General features: G+C 60.8%; 11 protein-coding genes. 5 read left to right on the plus strand and 6 right to left on the minus strand.

The features are described from left to right. Positions 1-32: 32 nt before the first annotated feature. Together ACP15K_RS11670 and mprF are read left to right on the plus strand one after the other, a co-directional pair. Positions 33-1166: a S1C family serine protease gene (locus ACP15K_RS11670; RefSeq protein WP_193142785.1), complete on the plus strand. Its 1134-nt coding sequence runs from the start codon at positions 33-35 to the stop codon at positions 1164-1166. 137 nt (positions 1167-1303) lie between these two features. Continuing rightward, positions 1304-3904, plus strand: coding sequence for a bifunctional lysylphosphatidylglycerol flippase/synthetase MprF (gene mprF / locus ACP15K_RS11675; RefSeq protein ID WP_424990584.1), 2601 nt, complete (start codon positions 1304-1306; stop codon positions 3902-3904). 153 nt (positions 3905-4057) lie between these two features. Here the strand turns inward: mprF and ACP15K_RS11680 are convergent, their stop codons facing one another. Then, positions 4058-5869: an amidohydrolase gene (locus tag ACP15K_RS11680; RefSeq protein WP_424990585.1), complete on the minus strand. Its 1812-nt coding sequence runs from the start codon at positions 5867-5869 to the stop codon at positions 4058-4060. Between the two features lie 1313 nt (positions 5870-7182). Between ACP15K_RS11680 and ACP15K_RS11685 the strand changes: the two genes are divergently transcribed. After that, the gene (locus ACP15K_RS11685) at positions 7183-9228 is read left to right on the plus strand and encodes a hypothetical protein (protein ID WP_424990586.1); all 2046 of its coding nucleotides are present in this window, start codon (positions 7183-7185) and stop codon (positions 9226-9228) included. Positions 9229-9400: 172 nt separating this feature from the next. Here the strand turns inward: ACP15K_RS11685 and ACP15K_RS11690 are convergent, their stop codons facing one another. The 4 genes from ACP15K_RS11690 to ACP15K_RS11705 all read right to left on the minus strand — a co-directional run bounded on the left by ACP15K_RS11690 (position 9401) and on the right by ACP15K_RS11705 (position 15783). Then, on the minus strand, positions 9401-11110 hold the full coding sequence (locus tag ACP15K_RS11690) for a SulP family inorganic anion transporter (protein WP_424990587.1): 1710 nt from the start codon (positions 11108-11110) through the stop codon (positions 9401-9403). Between the two features lie 105 nt (positions 11111-11215). After that, entirely contained in the window at positions 11216-12820 is a 1605-nt protein-coding gene (locus ACP15K_RS11695) for a sulfatase-like hydrolase/transferase (RefSeq protein ID WP_424990588.1), read from the minus strand. Between the two features lie 97 nt (positions 12821-12917). After that, entirely contained in the window at positions 12918-13949 is a 1032-nt protein-coding gene (locus tag ACP15K_RS11700; RefSeq protein WP_424990589.1) for a TAXI family TRAP transporter solute-binding subunit, read from the minus strand. 19 nt (positions 13950-13968) lie between these two features. Beyond that, the gene (locus ACP15K_RS11705; RefSeq protein WP_424990590.1) at positions 13969-15783 is read right to left on the minus strand and encodes a TRAP transporter permease; all 1815 of its coding nucleotides are present in this window, start codon (positions 15781-15783) and stop codon (positions 13969-13971) included. Between the two features lie 164 nt (positions 15784-15947). On the opposite strand from ACP15K_RS11705, the gene ACP15K_RS11710 reads away from it, so the two are divergent. Next, positions 15948-16754: an IclR family transcriptional regulator gene (locus ACP15K_RS11710; RefSeq protein WP_424990591.1), complete on the plus strand. Its 807-nt coding sequence runs from the start codon at positions 15948-15950 to the stop codon at positions 16752-16754. Between the two features lie 201 nt (positions 16755-16955). Here ACP15K_RS11710 and ACP15K_RS11715 read toward each other — a convergent pair whose 3' ends face one another. After that, positions 16956-17411, minus strand: a complete 456-nt coding sequence (locus tag ACP15K_RS11715; RefSeq protein WP_193142793.1) for a MarR family winged helix-turn-helix transcriptional regulator — start codon at positions 17409-17411, stop codon at positions 16956-16958. A 266-nt stretch (positions 17412-17677) separates the two neighbouring features. On the opposite strand from ACP15K_RS11715, the gene ACP15K_RS11720 reads away from it, so the two are divergent. Then, complete coding sequence (locus ACP15K_RS11720) at positions 17678-18223, plus strand: VOC family protein (RefSeq protein WP_424990592.1); 546 nt, start codon at positions 17678-17680, stop codon at positions 18221-18223. Positions 18224-18255: the final 32 nt, after the last annotated feature.

Consider the following 18255-nt stretch of genomic DNA (forward strand, 5'->3'; position numbering starts at 1 on the left):
GCTCCACAATGCATGAACACGGAGTTTCCCTCATGGCACACCCACAGTCCCCGAAACGACGCACCAAACTGACAGCGGCCCTTCTGACCGCAACCGTGGCATCGACCGGCATGGTTACTCTGGCGCCGACCGCCGCGCTGGCGGTTCCCGCAGGCGGCTATGCCGACCTGATTGAAACGTTCAGCCCCGCCGTCGTCCTTGTCGAAGTCACGTCATCCGCCACCCCCGCCGACGCGGAAGGCGGCATGTCCAACGACGACTTTTTAAAGGAATTCCAGCGCCGGTTCGGGGACACCATGCCCCAGATGCCGCAATCGCCGAATATGCCGGACCGTCAGGGGGTCGGCTCTGGCTTCATCATTTCGGAAGACGGCCTGATCGTCACCAACAACCACGTGATTGCGGGTGCCACAACCGTCACGGTCAAATTCGCGGACGGATCGGAGCACGAGGCCACGATCATCGGGACCGACCCGTTGACCGACATTGCCCTGATCGACATCGACGGCACGGACCTTCCGACCGTGGCGTTCGGCTCGTCCGAGGCGATGCGCGTGGGCGATGAAGTCATCGCCATGGGCAACCCCTTCGGCTTGGGCGGCACCGTGACCACCGGCATCGTTTCCGCCAAGGACCGCGATATCCGCTCTGGCCCGTTCGATGCCTTCATTCAGACCGATGCTGCCATCAACCGGGGCAATTCCGGGGGTCCGCTGTTCAACGACCAGGGGGAGGTGATTGGTGTCAACACCGCGATTTTCTCGCCCAACGGCGCAAGTGCCGGGATCGGCTTTGCCGTGCCGTCGGATCTGGTGTCCACGGTGGTCGCGGATCTTGAGGACGACGGCAAGATCGATCGCGGATGGCTGGGGGTGCAGATCAAGCCGGTCAGCGATGAGGTTGCCTCGGTGCTCGGCCTGAACGCGGGACAGGGCACGATGATTGAAAAGGTCATGGATGATACGCCCGCACAGAAAGCCGGTCTGCAATCGGGCGACATCGTGTTGAGTTTCGATGGCACGAAGATCGAAGAAGCCCGCGATCTGACCCGCGCGGTTGCAGGGACGGCGCCCGAGACGACCTCGAAAATCGAAGTTCTGCGCAAGGGCGAGACCCTGACGCTGGATGTCACCCTGGACAATCGCGCAACTGCTCAGGACGCCTGACCGAAGCCTTGCCGCGCCGCGCGTCCCTCTCAAGGCGCAGCAAGGCCCACACTTCGCGGAAGCCAAAACTGCCCCGGTGCAATTCGCGCCGGGGCAGGATACACGTCAAAAAAATACCAACGACTCGAGGTCCAGACGTGAGCGCTTCCGATACTTCGCCGCCAACAAACCTTTGGGCGCGGATCAAACCGATTGTCCCTTACCTATTGACGGCAGGCTTGTTCGCGCTCGGCACTTTTGCGCTCTACCATCTTCTCAAACCGATCAATTTCCGGGATGTCATGGACCAGGTCCGCGACACGCCCCTGCATGTCATTGTCCTGTCAATCCTCGCGATGTTCACCGGCTATGCCGCGCTGATCGGATATGACTGGTCCGCCTTGCGCTATATCGGCAAGAAGCTTCCGTTCCCGGTCATCATGATGGGCGGGTTCCTGGGCTATGCGCTTGGCAACACCGTCGGGGCAGGCCCGGTTACGGGCGGTGCGGTGCGCTATCGCATCTATTCGTCCCTGGGCCTGACCGCATATGACATCGCGGGGATTGCGGTCTTCGGGTCCGCGGCCTTTGGGCTTGGCGCCATGATCATCGGGTTCGGCGCGCTTGCCTATCATCCCTTTGCCTTGCAGTCCCTGACATCCATAAGCCCACATGTCCTGCGTTGGATCGGGATCGCCGCGCTGATCGTCTCGCTGGGGTTGCTGCTGGCGCTGGCGCTGCGGAAGTCTGACATCACGCTGCGCGGCTACAGCTTCCGCACCCCCTCGTTGGGTCTGCTCAGCGGCCAGTTGCTGTTCACGGCGATCGATATCCTGATGGCCGCAACCGTTCTCTATCTTCTGCTGCCGTCCAACGAGATGGGCTTTGCCACCTTCCTGGCGGTTTTCGCGGCGGCGATCTTTGCCGGCGTTGCCAGCCATGTGCCCGGCGGCGTCGGTGTCTTCGAGACCGTTATCCTGACCGCCCTGCCCGACTCGGTGCCCGTCGATCAGGCGGCTGCCGGATTGCTGCTCTACCGCCTGATCTATTATCTTGTGCCCTTCGGCCTCGCGCTGATCCTGCTGGCGCTGTCCGAACTGCGCATGGCCAGTTCCAAGCCTCCGTCGCCCCGGATGCAGGCACTTGCACCGGTCTTTGGCGCTGTCACCTCCATCGTGCCGCTGGCCATGGCGGCGATGATCTTTGCCTCGGGCATCTTCATGCTCTTCTCGGCGGTCATTCCGGCCGCCAGCGAGGTTGCCAGAGACCTTGAGCTTCTCCTGCCACTGGGCCTTCTGGAAGGCGGCGCCCTGTTGTCCAGCGCGATCGGGGCCGCCCTTCTGATCATTGCGCATGGCATGCTGCGTCGGATCGAGGGCGCTTATTGGCTTGCGGTCGGCGCGCTGATGGCGGGGATTCTGGCGTCGCTGCTGCATGGGCTCGACTATCAGCGGGCCCTGATCCTGTCCCTGATGGTGCTTGTGCTGCTGCCCTGCCGCCGCGAATTCTATCGTAGCGCGCGGTTGACACGAAACCCGCTGTCGCTTCGCTGGGTTTTGCTGTTGGGGTCGATCGTCCTGGCCGCGGCTGCGGTCTATTTCTTTGCCCACAAGGCGACGCCCTACAGTCATGAATTGTGGTGGCAGTTTGCCGAAGACGATTCCGCACCGCGTGCCATCCGCGCTGGTCTGGTCGGCGCGCTTCTGATCGGCCTGTTCGCACTCGTGACGGCCCTGCGACCACCGAAGGTCCTGGCCGATCTGGCAACTGCAGATCAACTGGAACAGGCGCGGGCCGTCATTGCGCAGCAGCCGAACCCGGATGCCAACTTTGCCCTGACCGGGGATAAATCCTTGCTGTTTTCCGACAGCGGCCGGTCGTTCCTGATGTACCGGGTTCAGGCTCGGTCGTGGATCACGCTGGGCGATCCCGTCGGAGATCCCGATGAGGTGGCGCAGCTGGCCTGGGAGTTTGTCGATGCCGCCAATGCCGCAAATGCGCGGCCGGTGTTCTACGAAGTCGCGGCGGACAATCTGGCGCTTTGGGCCGAGATGGGCCTCGCCATGCACAAGATGGGCGAAGAGGCGGTGGTGCCCCTGGCCAACTTCTCGCTGGAGGGCAGCCACCGCAAGAAGTTGCGCACGGCCCACAATCGCGCGGGCCGCAACGGGCTCAGCTTCGAAGTGTTGGCAGCGCCGGTAGATGACGCCACCCTGCAGGTGCTGCACGACATTTCGGATCAATGGCTGGTCGACAAGCACAGTTCGGAAAAGCAGTTCTCGGTCGGCCGGTTCGATCGCGACTACCTGCGTCAGTTCCCGATTGCCATCGTGCGCCACGAATCCCGCATCGTGGCCTTTGCCAATGTCCTGACGACCGAAGCCAAGGAAACCGCGACCATCGACCTGATGCGGCACGTGGACGATGCGCCGTCGGGCTTGATGGACTACCTGTTTACCGAGTTGATGCTGCACCTGAAAGAAGACGGGTTTGCCAGGTTCAGCCTTGGAATGGCCCCCCTCGCCGGCCTTGAAACGCGCCGTGGCAGCCGTTGGACGATGAAGCTGGGCGCATTGGTCTACCGTCACGGCGGGCATTTCTACAACTTCGATGGCTTGCGGAACTTCAAGAACAAGTTCGATCCAATGTGGGAGCCCCGCTTTCTGGTCGCCCCGCCGCGGGCCAATGTCCTGCTCATCGCAACGGACGCTGCGGCGTTGATTGCGGGCGGCATGCGCAAGGTGGTGGCGACCGGCTGACACGGGTCGTCCCGGCCATGGTGACAATCGTACGGATCGACATCGCGGCAGTCACGGAAGCCGCCGGCGGGCCGTTTGCGACCTGTCGCCCGGCCTCTGGTGCCTTGTGCCCATCGCCGGCCCCTCAGCCACTGATGGGCATTGCACTGTCGGTCACTGCTGCGGCGTCAGGCCGTCGTACATGGCATGAAGAAACCGGTCTGCCATGGCGGGGCTGAAAGCAAATTGCCGCCCGATCAATCCTCCCTCCTGCACCCCTTCTTCGGCTTCGTGGATCACCTGATCTTCCTTGATCGTCACCATGATGCGAAGCTGATCCAGTGTCTCGGGATCGACGGCCGTGGGATCGTCCGAGAGGATCACAAAGTCGGCAAGCTTTCCCACTTCGATCGAGCCCTTGTCTGCTTCCTCGAACTGCTGCCAGGCTGGCCAGAGCGTCAGCGCCTTCAGGGCGGTCATGACATCGACCCGTTGCGCCGGGCCAAGAATGTCGCCCGACCGCGTCCGCCGCGTCACCGTGGCATCCAGGATCCGCATGCTGTCGGGGAAGGCCACCGGCGCGTCATGGTGCGAGCCGAACATCATCCCGCGCTCGACCACCCATCCCGTCGGCGAGATGTTGTCGGCATTGACCGGACCGACGGTATGGTCGCGATGCCAGTCTCCCCAGTAGAACGTGTGCATCGGAAACAGCGATGGAAACACGCCGAGGGCCTTGTAGGCATCGATCTGGTCCTCGCGCAGGAATTGCCCGTGGATCAGCACCGGTCGGTTGCCCGGATCGCCGTAGTCCGCCTGGGCGGCCCCGAGGGCCGCGATCAGCATGTCAGAGGCCCCTTCACCATTGGCATGGGTGATGATCTGAAATCCGTTCTCGTAGCACCAGTTCACCGCGTCCTGGACCTGCTCCATTGTCACGGAAGCGTAGCCCGCATAACCGGGTGGGTAGTCTCCCACCGGATCGTAGTAGGGCCTGTCCCTGAGCGCGGTGAAGCCCTGCGGAGACCCGTCGATGGTCAGCTTGCAGCCGCCCACCCGCACGTTGCCGGTATAGTCCTTCGACGTGTGCGCGGCGATGTAGTCCCTGTCTTCAAGCACGTCCGGATAGGCAATGACATCCACAGGCAGCCCCCCCTCCGCATCCACGGCCTTGAGAACTTCCACGATCCCGCCGGAAGAGCGCCCCTCCTGCGCGGTCGTATATCCGTAGCTTGCCCAGAGTTTCGAGCCGGAGCGTGCGAAGGCCGCAATGCCCTCTGGTCCCAGGCGCGCCATCATCGGGATGATCACGGTGAAAAAGGCATATTCTTCGAGCACGCCATTCGGCTCCCCACGCGCGTCGCGCTGAATGACCCCGCCCGGAGGGTTTTCAGAGTCCGCGCTGAGCCCCGCAAGTTCGAGCGCCTTGGAGTTGGCGACCCCAAGATGTCCCGACTGGTGCACGATCACGACCGGCAGCTCTGTCGAGACGGCGTCGAGGTCGTCCCGCGTCGGGTGTCGCAACTCGGCCAGTTGCGCGTTGTCGTAGCCGAAACCGACAATCATGTTCACCCTGTCGACGGCCTTGGCATTGTCTTCTGCCCACTGGCGAAGCGTATCCTGCAGGCTGGCAATGTCCCTGACCTCGCCGTCCGGCGGCGCAAGAAGATTGGCAGAGAGCGCCTGAAGACCGCCCATGACAACGTGTCCGTGGCTGTCGACAAATCCCGGCAGCATGGCGCGTCCGTTCAGGTCGAAAACGTCTGTTCCGTCGCCCTGATACGCGATGAGGTCCGCCAGGGATCCAACGGCCATGATCCTTCCATCCTTGACCGCAACGGCTTCGGTTGTCGGTTGTGCGTCATCGATCGTAAGGATCGGCCCGCCGGTATAGATCGTGTCGGCAATGTCCTGGGCCGAAACGATAGTCGGATACGCGAGTACGCTTGCGAGCGTCCCAAGACGCAGGGTTGTCATCAACATCATCAGTTCTCCTCGTCCGGGACAGGCCGCGGGGATGTCTTCGGGCAACGTCCATTTCGTGCAGTCTTGCATGAAAATGTCGGGAAAACACGCTTGGCGCGGGTCAGGCAAAACACCCCACGGCGTGCGCCCCCCGGTACGAGACTTGCACCGTTCGCCTGACGAACCGTTGCCAGGACATCGTCGTGGGGATCCTGACCCGCAGGGTCAATGGCACCCAAGAGTTGCAACACCATCCCCGGCGGCTTTTACGGTGAGACGGCGCTACCTTTTGACAAGGCCGCGACGACGCCAAGGATGGTGTTGCGGCCTGGTCGCGGGCGAGACCCATGGACCCATCGAGAAAAAGACTGTGACGGGAAAGAACCGTGGACGGATAGGGTGATCGCCGCCACCGACGTCGCCGACCTGCGCCGTCGTGGCGATCACACGGTCGCAATACCTGAATCGGAAATGTATTTATTCCAGGCAAAGCAAGCTTCATTGTCATTCCCGCCACACACCATTTCTCCCACCCGGTAATATCGGCATCAACCCCTACATCAAAGGCGACCTCCCCTTCCTCAATGACTCGCGAATTGGCGCGCCCGAACCTTGGCGAATTTGGGTTTGAGGCAACTGTACGTGGTATTCTGAGGTCTTGGCTTTCTGGCGACACCCGCCGCGATGGCACAGCCCGGTCCGATGACGTCTTACATCGCGGGGCCTCAAGCGCTCCAGCCCGGCTCAGAAGTCTATAAAAGGATGGGTATCTGGCTTGCGTGCTGTCGCGGGGGGCCCACCGCACGGGCGGCTGATGACGGACGCGGCCCGGGTTGGCAGGACAGGCAACCAGACGGGCAGCGATTGAATTAAAATCTCCCGGCAACAATACCTTGGAGCGAAGGAACGACAACCCTGGCCTGCGCCTGCCCCCCACGTTCCGGATATGGACCGCTCACTCAAGCAGGCAGGATGTTGATCAGGGCTATGCTTGATCTGAGCCGCCTCTGATCGGGTCCACACGCGCCACCGCTTGTGTCCCTATGCCAGTGTTTCCGGCAATACCAGCGGCTCACCGGGAGCTGGGATGCCGTTCGTCACACCAGTCAAAGTCGCCGTTGCGGACGCCAAAACGCGTGGATAAAGAGAAATAATAGATATCTGATTTATTGGTTTTCCTGCCCGCGCAATAACCTGTGAATTTTTCGCCTTCCGCCAAACACCTGCCCAATCTTGATCGATCCATGCGTTAATAATTTCTCACATTTTTGTAATGACCCATAGCCCCAAGTGTATTCTCTGCGGACATTCACAACAATGCAGGGGTAAAGACGATGGCAGATCCTATTGTAATCGATCCCGGAACACCCTTTGACGACACCGTCCTTGGCCTCAGAAATGATGATCTTCTTGCGGGCGGTGCTGGCAGCGATCGGGTTACGGGCAAACGCGGCGATGATGTTCTGGTCTATGATGTTGAACTGAACGAAGGGTTCAGGGATCTGTATGACGGCGGCATCGGCTATGACACGCTGCGGCTGGAAATGACTGGCGACACATGGCTCGATCCGGATGTTCAGGCTGAAATTGCCGCCTATTACGCCTTTCTGGACGATCAGACGGCAGGCGGCACCACCGATGCCGACAAGACCTTCTTCACCTTCTCATGCTTTGACCTGCGCGTCACCCGCATGGAAAACCTTGAGATCCTGGTCGATGGCGTGCCGTCGGACGACTGGACGCCACTGCCGGCTAGTTTCGGCTTCGTGCTGGCCGGGATCAACGCGGGCGACTACGCCGGTATTTCGGTTTCCTCGGCAGGGGACGTCAACGGGGATGGCATCGACGACATCCTGATCGGAGGCCGCTACGCCGCAGGCACCGGCGAAGCCTATGTGATCTTCGGCAAGAACACGGGCTCAGAAGGGGACTTCACCACTTCGATCGATCTGGCCTCGCTTGGGGCCGGCGATGGCAGCACCGGCTTTGTTCTGACCGGGATCGATGCCGGTGACTTCGCGGGCATTTCCGTTGCTTCCGCCGGGGATGTGAACGGGGATGGCATCGACGACATGGTGATCGGGGCCCATGGCGCCGACCAATCCAGCGCCTACGATGCCGGAGAAAGCTATGTGGTCTTCGGCAAGGACACCGCCGTCACGGGCGATTTCGCGGCCTCGATAGATCTGGGCAGTCTGGATGGCACCACGGGTTTCGTTGTGACCGGACTCCTCTACACCGACTACAGCGGTTGGTCTGTTGCCTCGGCCGGGGATGTGAACGGTGACGGTATCGATGACATCCTGATCGGGGCTTTCGGGGCCGATCAGGCCGGTACTTTCAACGCAGGTGGGGCATATATTGTCTTCGGCAAGGACACCGCTGTTGAGGGTGATTTTGCCGCTTCCATGGATCTTGCCAGCCTGAATGGCAGCAACGGTTTTGCGCTGACCGGGATCGATGCCTTCGACTATACCGGCTATTCGGTCGCCGCCGCCGGAGATATCAACGGCGACGGCATCGATGACATCCTGATCGGATCCACGTCCGCCGACCGGCCGGGCACGCTCAGTTCGGGCGAAACCTATGTTGTTTTCGGCAAGGACACCGCCGTCGCGGGCAACTTCGCCGCCTCGATCGATCTGGCGTCTTTTGCAGCGGGCGACGGCAGCACCGGCTTCGTTCTGACCGGGATCGACAGCTATGACTACAGCGGCGTGTCTGTTGCTGCCGCCGGCGATGTGAACGGCGACGGTTTCGATGACATCGTGATCGGGGCCTACGGAGGCGATACCGCCGGCACCCAGAATGTGGGCGAGACCTATGTGGTGTTTGGCAAGGACACCAGCGTGACGGGTGATTTCGCGGCCTCTATCGATCTGGCCAATCTCGATGGCAGCATGGGCTTCGTGCTGACCGGGGTAGATGCAGAAGATGAGAGCGGGATCTCCGTAGCCTCTGCCGGGGATGTGAACGGCGATGGCATCGATGACATCCTGATCGGCGGCTACCGGGCCGACCAGACGACCGGGGTTGATGCTGGCGAAAGCTACCTGGTCTTTGGCAAGGACACGGGGTTTGCTGCCTCGGTGGATCTGGCCAGTCTGAATGGCGCGGACGGGTTCGTGTTCAAGGGGATCGGTGCCGGAGACTACAGCGGGTATTCCGTGGCCGCAGCCGGAGATGTGAACGGTGACGGCATCGACGACATCCTGATCGGTGCCGGCCAGGCCGACACGGCAGCCGGCGCCGATACCGGTGAAAGCTATCTGGTGTTCGGCGGGACCACCTTGCTGGCTGCTTTCGATGCGGCAGATGGGGTCAGCGATGGCGCCATCGACCTGGCGTTGATCGGCACGGACCCGATGGCCTTCGTCTGACCGGTCTGGCCCCGGCGCACATCCGGGGCCAGACACACGGTTGCATTTGGCCGAGGTGACGCAGGGGGGGAAGCTGCCGCACAGTTTTGCTGCATGGTGGGATTTCTGGTGCGCCGGACCCCGGACGCTCACACACAGCGGCTTTGGTGGTTCGTATCCGGGATAAGCCCGGTCAAGGCGCCACTGCCCCCGGTTTCTGGGCGCATTCCACAAAGACCCTCAGCTTGCAGTCCTTGCAAATATCATCGTCGGCGGCCGCAACCGCGACACTGATCGCTTCGCCCTTGTTGTTGTGGAGATTGCCTTTCCCCAGTTCATCAAAGACATGCAATCGCTTCAATATTCGCAGCGAAGGCGCGTTGGTCGTGAAGATGTGGAAATCAGCACCTGCCTTTCGCGCCCGTCGTATTTCTTTCAGCAGCAGGCCGGCTCCTGACAGGTCGATCTTCCACAACCCCTTCAAGCCCATAAGCTTGGTCTTCGGCACCGGGCTGGCGGCTTCCGCATTTCGGAACTGCTGCTCTACATTTTCGACAGAGGCAAAGAACAGCGGGCCGTCCACCCGGATCACCGAGATTTGCGGACATTCGGGCAAGCCATAGGTTGCCGCGTTCTTGAACACCCGTCTGCCGTTGATGGTGGTCGGCGAACCCACAGCCACGATGGGATGGGCGCTGTCATAGAGAAAGACGCACAGCGACGTGATAACGCCAACGACGATGGCAAGGTCGAGTTCGGTAAAGATCCCGGTCAGGAAAGTGGCCGCCAGAATTGCCGTTTCGCTCCGGTTGGAAGTCAGCACATGACGAATTTCGCCGAAGTTGATCAGCCTGTAGGACACGAACAGGATCACCCCCGCCATGGCCGGGACAGGCACGTATTCCAGGTACGGGGCCAGCACCCATAGCAGGACAACCAGAAATCCGGCCGCGAAGATCGTGGAAACAGGCGTCTGCGCGCCCGCATCCGCGTTGAGGCCAGACCGCGTGAACGAGCCCGAACCGGCATAGCATTGAAAGAAAGAGCCGACCGCGTTGGACAGCCCCTGCCCCACCATCTCCTGGCTGGAATCATAGGGTTCATCCCGACGCAGCGCAAAGGATCGACCGATGGAGATCGCTTCAAGGAGCCCCACGAAGGCGACCGTGGCGGCAACGGGCAGAAGTTCAGCAAACAGCGCGAACGACATGTCCGGCGCGCCGATGCTTGGCACGATGGACCCCAGCGGAGCGAACATCGCCACCCCCTGTGCCGGTGCGTTCAACAGCCAGGCCACGCCCGACCCAACGGCCAGCGCGATGATATAAGACGGTATCTTCTTGCTGAACTTCGACAGCGCGATCAGCGTCAGGATCGTCGCCCCCGAAATGATCACGGCGGTGGCGTTGATCTGGCCGACATGCGCGCCCACGTGAAGCAGGCGTTCGAAAACGCCCCCACCGCCACCCTTTTCAAGGCCAAGTGCACCGCCGATCTGGCTGGCCGCGATCAACAGGGCCGCAGCGGCGGTAAATCCGATCAGAACCGAATGGGAGATGAAGGAAATCAACCCGCCCAGCTTGAACACGCCCGCGATGATCTGGATCACCCCGACCATCAGCGTAAGCGTGAAAACCATGGCGATATAGGTCTCGGTCCCCGGGGCCGCGAATTGCGACATGGACGCAAAGATCACCGCAGATATCGCTGTGGTCGGGCCGGAAACCATGATCATCGACGATCCCCAGATCCCGGCGATCAAGGCAACGACGACGGCCGTGAACAGGCCGAATTCCGGGGGCAGCCCCGCAATGATGGCAAAGGCCACACCCTGCGGCAGAACGATTGCCGCATTGGTCAGACCGGCAATCGCATCGGCCTTGAGCGTGTCACCATTGACCACCCAAAACCATGGGCGGACGGGGCTCAGTGATGAAAGCAATGCGGTCAGCCGATGGTGCATAAGGGGGTCCCGAACTGGTGCGACAGGCGTTTCAAGCCAGAAGGATCAGCCTTTCTGTCGATCCCGATCTGCCGCAAGCGCGGCTGACAGGTCTGCTTCGGTGGGAAATCCGATGATGACCCCCGCCTTCGCTTCGCCCAGGTCCGCCCCGCGTCTTTCGATCTCGGCATCGGACATGGTCGTGCGCTGGCTGGTGCGCCGGGTCCATTGAAAGAACAACTTTTGCAGCCGCTCACATTCTTCCGCATGTTCGGATTTGCCGCCAAGGTCGTTGAACTCCTCCGGGTCGGCCTCCAGATCGTACAACATCGGGCGGAACCCTTCAGCAAAGATGTATTTCCAGCGCCCATCGAACAGCATTGTCAGCTTGGCTTCGGAAACCCCGACCCCAAGGCGGCGGCGGGCCTGGCGGAAGGAATAGTCGTACTCCGACACGACGAAATCCCGCACCGAGGCACATGAGCCGTGCATCATCGGCCGCAGGGATTTGCCTTCGATGATGTGGCTGACCTCCTGTCCACCGAAGTAGTCGAGGATTGTGGGCACCACGTCGATCGCCTCGACCAGGGCGTCAGACACCGTGCCGCGCGTCGCGTCGGCCTCTGCGCTGGGGTCCACCACGATCAGCGGGATACGCGCGGACGGATCGTGAAACAGTTCCTTTTCACCCATCCAGTGATCGCCCAGGTAATCGCCGTGGTCGGAGGTGAAGACAATCATCGTCTCGTCGGTCAGGCCCTGCGCCTCTAGAAAGGCCATCAGCTCGCCCATCTGATCGTCGATCTGCTTGATCAGCCCCATGTAGGCCCCGATGACCTTGGTGCGGGTGGTCGCATTGGTAAAGGCCTTCGACACCCGCTCTTCCATGAAGGCGCCGAACACGGGGTGCGGGTCGTTTCGTTCCGCGTCGCTGCGCAGCACGGGCATGTGCGTTTCGGGCGGGTACATGTCGTGATAGGGTGCCGGCACAATATAGGGCCAATGAGGCTTGATATAGCTCAGGTGGAGGCACCAGGGGCTGTCGCCGGCCTCGCGGATGAAATCCATCGCGCGGCGGGTGATATAGGGGGTTTCGCTTTCCTCGTCGGCGGCGCGCGCCTTGAGGTCGGAATTGTCAAGGAACCAGCCACTGAGGATGTTGCCGTCTTCATCCTCTCCGCTGTTGGCCACAGAGTCCCAGGGGTTTTCATCCTCCCAGCCACGGTCCTTCATGTATTGATCGTAGTTCTTGTTGCGCTTGCCATAGCTGGTGCTGGGATGCAGCCCGTCGTCGCGCTCGTAGGGTTCGAACCCGCACTCCGAGACCAGGGCACCGATGGTGCTGTCGGGCGCGAGACCAAGGCGTTTCATCCCGTCCGCATCGGCGGTCATATGGGTCTTGCCGCAAAGCGCCGTGCGAACTCCCAGGGGGCGCAAGTGATCGCCCAGGGTCATCTCGCCGACCTTGAGCGGCACGTTGTTCCATGTCGACCCGTGCGAGCTGACATACCGCCCGGTGTAGAACGACATCCGGCTTGGCCCACAGATGGTGGATTGCACGTACGCACGATCAAAGCGCACGCCGCGTTTGGCCAAGGCGTCAATGTGCGGTGTCTCGATGCCTGGATGCCCCGCACAGGACAGGTAGTCCCACCGAAGCTGATCACACATGATAAAGAGCACGTTTTTTGACATGGGACTATCCGGGTCAGAAAGTTGAAGGGGAGCAGGCAAATGGCCGGGGCCGCAGAGACCCCGGCCGTCCAGATCAGCCTTTGGCGGCTTCCGGGATCTCTACGCCCAACTCGGTAAGCGCGCGCAGGGCGCCGGGGTGCAGTTCCAGGTTGATATCCTGCACGGCACCTTGCGGCGTGATGGCCCGCATCCAGGGCGAACTTTGCCCGGCTTCTTGCACGCCGGCATAGAACGCCTTGGTCATCTGATAGATCATCTCTTCATCAGCGTCCTTGTTCGTCACGATGCCCACGGTGACGCCCAGGGTGGTGACGTCGCCTTCGTTGATTTGATTTTCCCCGTAAGCGCCCGCCGGCAGCGTGGCCGCGCTGAAGCCCGGACGGCCCACTAGTGCCTGCACGCCTTCGCTTTCCAGCGCTTCTGCGGGAATGCCAAGGAAGCGGATTTCATTGGTCACGGCGATCTGCGTCAAGGCCGGGCTTGGGGCGTTGGTCGGGTTGCAATAGACGTCGATGTTGCCGTCCTGGAAGGCAGCGGCAGCGGCGTCCCAGCCCAGGGTGACGGCTTCGTAGTCCGTTCCCGCCTCAAGACCTGCGACCGCTTTGAACAGCCGCTCCATCGTGGTGTAGGCCGCACCGCCCGGAGGTCCAAGGAAGACGCGCTTGCCAGCAATCTGGTCTATGGATGTAATGCCGGACGAGCCATAGACGGCGATGTGATAGACCCCCATCGGGAAGTTCAGCACCGTGCGCAGGTTGTTGACCAGTTCGGGGGCTTGATCGATCTTTTCGTACATCGCGGCCTGGCGACGCATCAAGGAGTGGATGACGGGCGAGGACATGCAGAAATCGCTGCGGCCCATGGCGACTTCCAGAACGTGACGTGTTGCGGCGCCAGTGGCGTTCAGCTGGATTTCATAGTCCGGCAGCGCGCCGTTCACGATGTTCACAAAGGTCGTCATCACAAGGTTCGGGCTTGTGCCCGGCCCCAGCGTGGACATGCGCAGCAGTTCCTTGGCAAAGGCCACACGGGGCATCGCGGCGAATGCGGCGGCTCCTGCGGCAGTGCCCAGCAGCGACCGGCGGGTCAGGGATACATTGTTCATGGGTAGTTCCTCCTCTGGATTAGGACTTTTCGGGTGTCAGGAAATTGCCGAAGCGGACAGCGGACCAAAGTGCCAGCGTGGCTGCGACGGCAATCCACGAAACAAGGGGTCCAAAGAACAACAGGGCAAAGGCCAGGGCAAGGCCGATTGGCGCATAACGTGCCTTGCCCTTGCCCGGATAGCAGGCGCGCGAGATGTGCAGCACCGCAAGGGTTACAAACAGGATGGACTGTGCCGACTCCATCAGCGGGTAGCCCGTGCCAAGCAGCATCGCGGGCTGGTAGATGAAGGCGAAGGGGATGACGAAGCCAGGCAGGGCCAGCCGGGATGCTTCCACCGCCGTGCGCATCGCCCCGGCTCCGGCAATGGGCGCTGCCGCGAATGCTGCAAGTGCAACCGGTGGAGTGACGGCGGACAACACACCGAAATACAGGACGAACATATGGGTGTGAATGATCGGCACACCAAGTTTCTGCAGGGCCGGCCCCATGACAAGCACGATGATCAGATAGGCGGGCACCGTCGGCATTCCCATGCCCAGAAGCAAGCAGGCCAGCGCCATCAGCAGCAGCGACACCACCAGTTGTCCGTCGGCATAGCTTGCCACCAAAGAGGCAAACCGCAGCCCGACACCGGTCAGGTTCAGAATGCCGATGATGATGCCCACGGCGCCCACGATCACCACCAGCTGCGCCGAGATCATGCCAGCCGAACGAATGAACGTGAGCCAGGATTGCAGGTCCACCAGCAGGCTGGGTTTCAGCGCGAAGCCAAACACGATGGCAAAGGCGACACCGATAAATCCGGCATAGGCTGGGGACGACCCTCCGACCATGGCCACGACGATTGCGGTCAGGGACAGCATGAAGACGATGATCTGCGCCACTTCACGCCAGCCGAAACTCAGCTTGGGCTGTTCGGAGGTGTCGAGGTCCATGTCGCGCGCAGCGCTGGAGGTCGCCATGAACAGACCCGCGTAATACAGGATCGCAGGAACAGCGGCCGCGACACAGATCGTCAGATACGGTTCGCCCGTGATGTCGGCCATGATGAACGCGACCGCACCCATGATGGGCGGGGTAATCTGACCCCCACTTGAGGCCGCGGCCTCGACGGCGCCCGCGAAATGCGCCTTGAAACCGCGCTTCTTGATCAGCGGGATCGTGATGACCCCGGTGCCCACGACATTGGCCACGGCACTGCCCGAGATTGTTCCGAACAAGCCGCTGGCAATGGTGGCCGCTGCAGCGGGACCCGAGCGCACCCGGCCCGTGGCAGCCAGCGCCAGCTTTACCAGCACCTTGTCAATCGTCAGAAATTCCAGGATGGCGCCGAAGATGATGAAGATGAGGATCGTCGACACAACGGTGGCCATGGGACGCCCGAACACACCGTCGAAAGAATACCAAAGGACCTGGATCAGTTCCTCTGACGTCATCCCGGCATGACGCATGAAGCCGGGCGCATACTGCCCGAAGGCGCCATAGATCAGCACCACGGCTGCAACGCCCGCCATGACCATTCCGACCGACCTGCGTGTAAGGTCGATCACGGCAATCAGCCCCAGGACGCCCAGCCAGATATCCGTGGAGGTCAGAAAATAGAGCCCGGTCTCGATCTCGGCTGCGGCGCGAAAATACTGAAAGACCGCGATGCTCAGGAAACCGGCGGTGACAAGCGCCAGCACCTTTCCCATGGGGCTGTCGCTGCTGTCGATCTGTGCCAGCAGGATCAGCAGACCGCCGACCAGCAACATGCCGACCCGCAGATAGGATTCGCTGAACACGCCAAATACAGAGACGTAGAAAACAACGGCAATAACCAAACCGGACAATGCCAGGTTCAGTCCGGTAACTGATTTTGAAAGCACGCTTTGCATCGGTTTCCTCTTCCTCTGAATGCGGTGACGAAAAACGTTTCCGCCCACGACGCTCCGTCATGAAGGACTAGACAGGAAACTGGATCCAGTCGAACATGCGTTTCACTAGGTGGAATGCCATGACCAAGTTCAACCGCTCTGTCGAGCGCAGCATGAAAATACTCGAAGTCGTTTCCGGTAGTGGCGTGACTTCATTGGCTTTTCTGGCGGATCAAACTGGTCTGCCAAAACCCACGATCCTGAGAATCTGTGCCACTCTGGTCCATCAAAGGTGGCTTACACAAAGCCGAAGTGACGGCCGATACAGGATTGGTTCACGCTTTCCTCGCCTGGGCACTGCCCCCGATTCGATTGATGCACTGGTCGAAGCAGGCAGTTCGGAAATCGTTCGTCTGTCCGAAGCAACCGGATTGGGCGTAGACTTGGCGGCAGGGATCGGAAATGGACGTGTCGAGATCGTCGACACCACCAGAACCTTCTCCGACCATGGCATCTTTCCTGACTGTATCGGCTATCGCCCGTCGCCATTCCGCTCGGCCCTGGGGTGTGCGTTCCTTGCGGCCCATGATGCCGACGCAAGGGCAGACTTCTCTGCCAAACTGGCTGTGAACACCAAGGGAAAAGACCGCGAGGCCGCACTGAGCCTGCCCGGAATACTCAAGGAGATCCGGGCAAAAGGGTTTGCCACAAGGGAGTTCGGCTATTGGGGACGTGCGGTGGATTACGGCGGCATTCCCAGTGCGATCGGCGTTGCCATCCGTGCCGAGGGGCGCGTCATTGGCGCCGTTAGTCTGATTTGGCTTGCCGAGAAGCTTAGCGTCGATGAGGTCGCCTCGGCGCATTTGAAACAGCTGACATCGGCAGCAGTTGCCATCGGCAGGCAATTCGAATCCAACGTCCGCCTTCCGGACGGAGCAGCCTCCTAGGTCGCCATACAGGGGCTTGTCTAGTCAGCCAGGCCTGATTCTTGCCGTCGGATTGCCCCTTCGGAAAGACAAGCGACCGCCCGTGCGGCTGGCCAGTTTTGAGAAATCGTGCTTCTGGCGCGGCCAACAGCGCGCGCAGACCACCGGGGACGACAAACCGGATGGCGTCACGCAATCGCCATCCTTGGTCAGGACCGCGGCTCAGACCTTTGTGACGACCTTGTCCAGTTCGTCATGCAGCCGCGCCATCATGTCGTGCAGCTGATCCCTCTCGGCAGGTGAGAACGCACTCAGGATCACAGCCTCCAACGCAAGTGCCTCGGGCACGATTCGCTGAAAGACCTCACGCCCGGCTTGGGTCAGTTCGATTTCGACCAGCCGGTGATCCGAATCGCAGGTGGATTTTCGCAGAAGTCCGGCCTGTTCGAGCTTGGCAACCGCGCGGCTGACGCTCGGCTTTTCCAGATCGACACTGTCATGGATTTCACGGACCGACATCTTTTCACGGCGCGCGACATGCGCCAGCACCCGCCATTCGGGCGTCGAAAGACCGTATTTCTCACCATAGACTTTCGCCAGAACCTTGGTCGTGCGCGATGCCAATACGGACAGTTTGTAAGGCAAGAATTCAGACAGGTTGAAGTCGTCTGCGGTCATGTGATCCGGCCCCCTTTATTTCGTTGCAAATGAAATGACCTTGACTCAGCCTCCCACAGAATGGTATTCGTTGCAAGTGAAACGATTTTAAGAGTGCAAACAGCAGCAGAGACTTCGAACCACAGGACCGGAAGTAAAATGTTTCAGGGCAGCCACTTGCAAGGTCTACTTCACGCACATGCGGCGGGCATTCTTTCTGAGAATTCCGCCAACCGAAGGAAGCCAGGCCACCCTGATTGTCGTGTCCCCTTTGAATGGAGAACCCTATGAAGATCGAACAAATCCACCACGTCGCCTACCGTTGCAAGGACGCAAAAGAGACAGTCGAATGGTACGGCAAGATGCTCAACATGGACTTCGTTCTGGCCATTGCCGAGGACAAGGTGCCGTCCACGCATGAGCCTGACCCCTACATGCACCTGTTCCTGGACGCAGGAAACGGCAACGTCCTGGCGTTCTTCGAACTGCCGACAAAGCCGGAAATGGGCCGCGACCCGAACACGCCTGAATGGGTTCAGCACATCGCCTTCAAGGTCAAGGATCGCGACACGCTGATCGAATTCAAAGAACATCTGGAGGCCAACGGGGTCGAGGTTCTCGGCATCACCGACCATTCGATGTTCCACTCGATCTATTTCTTCGATCCGAGCGGCCACCGGGTCGAATTGGCCTGTCCCGATCCCGAAGAAGAAGCCATGCTCGCACGCATGGATGAGGTGAAATGGGATATGCTTGAAGAGTGGTCCCAGACCAAACGCGCTCCGAAGCATGCAGATTGGCTGCACGCAAAAGAGCTCAAGAAAGACGCCTGAACCGGCCAGAACGCACCGAAGATCGATTCGGT

It is taken from the genome of Fluviibacterium sp. S390, from assembly GCF_049800695.1.
Taxonomy (GTDB): Bacteria; Pseudomonadota; Alphaproteobacteria; order Rhodobacterales; family Rhodobacteraceae; genus Meridianimarinicoccus.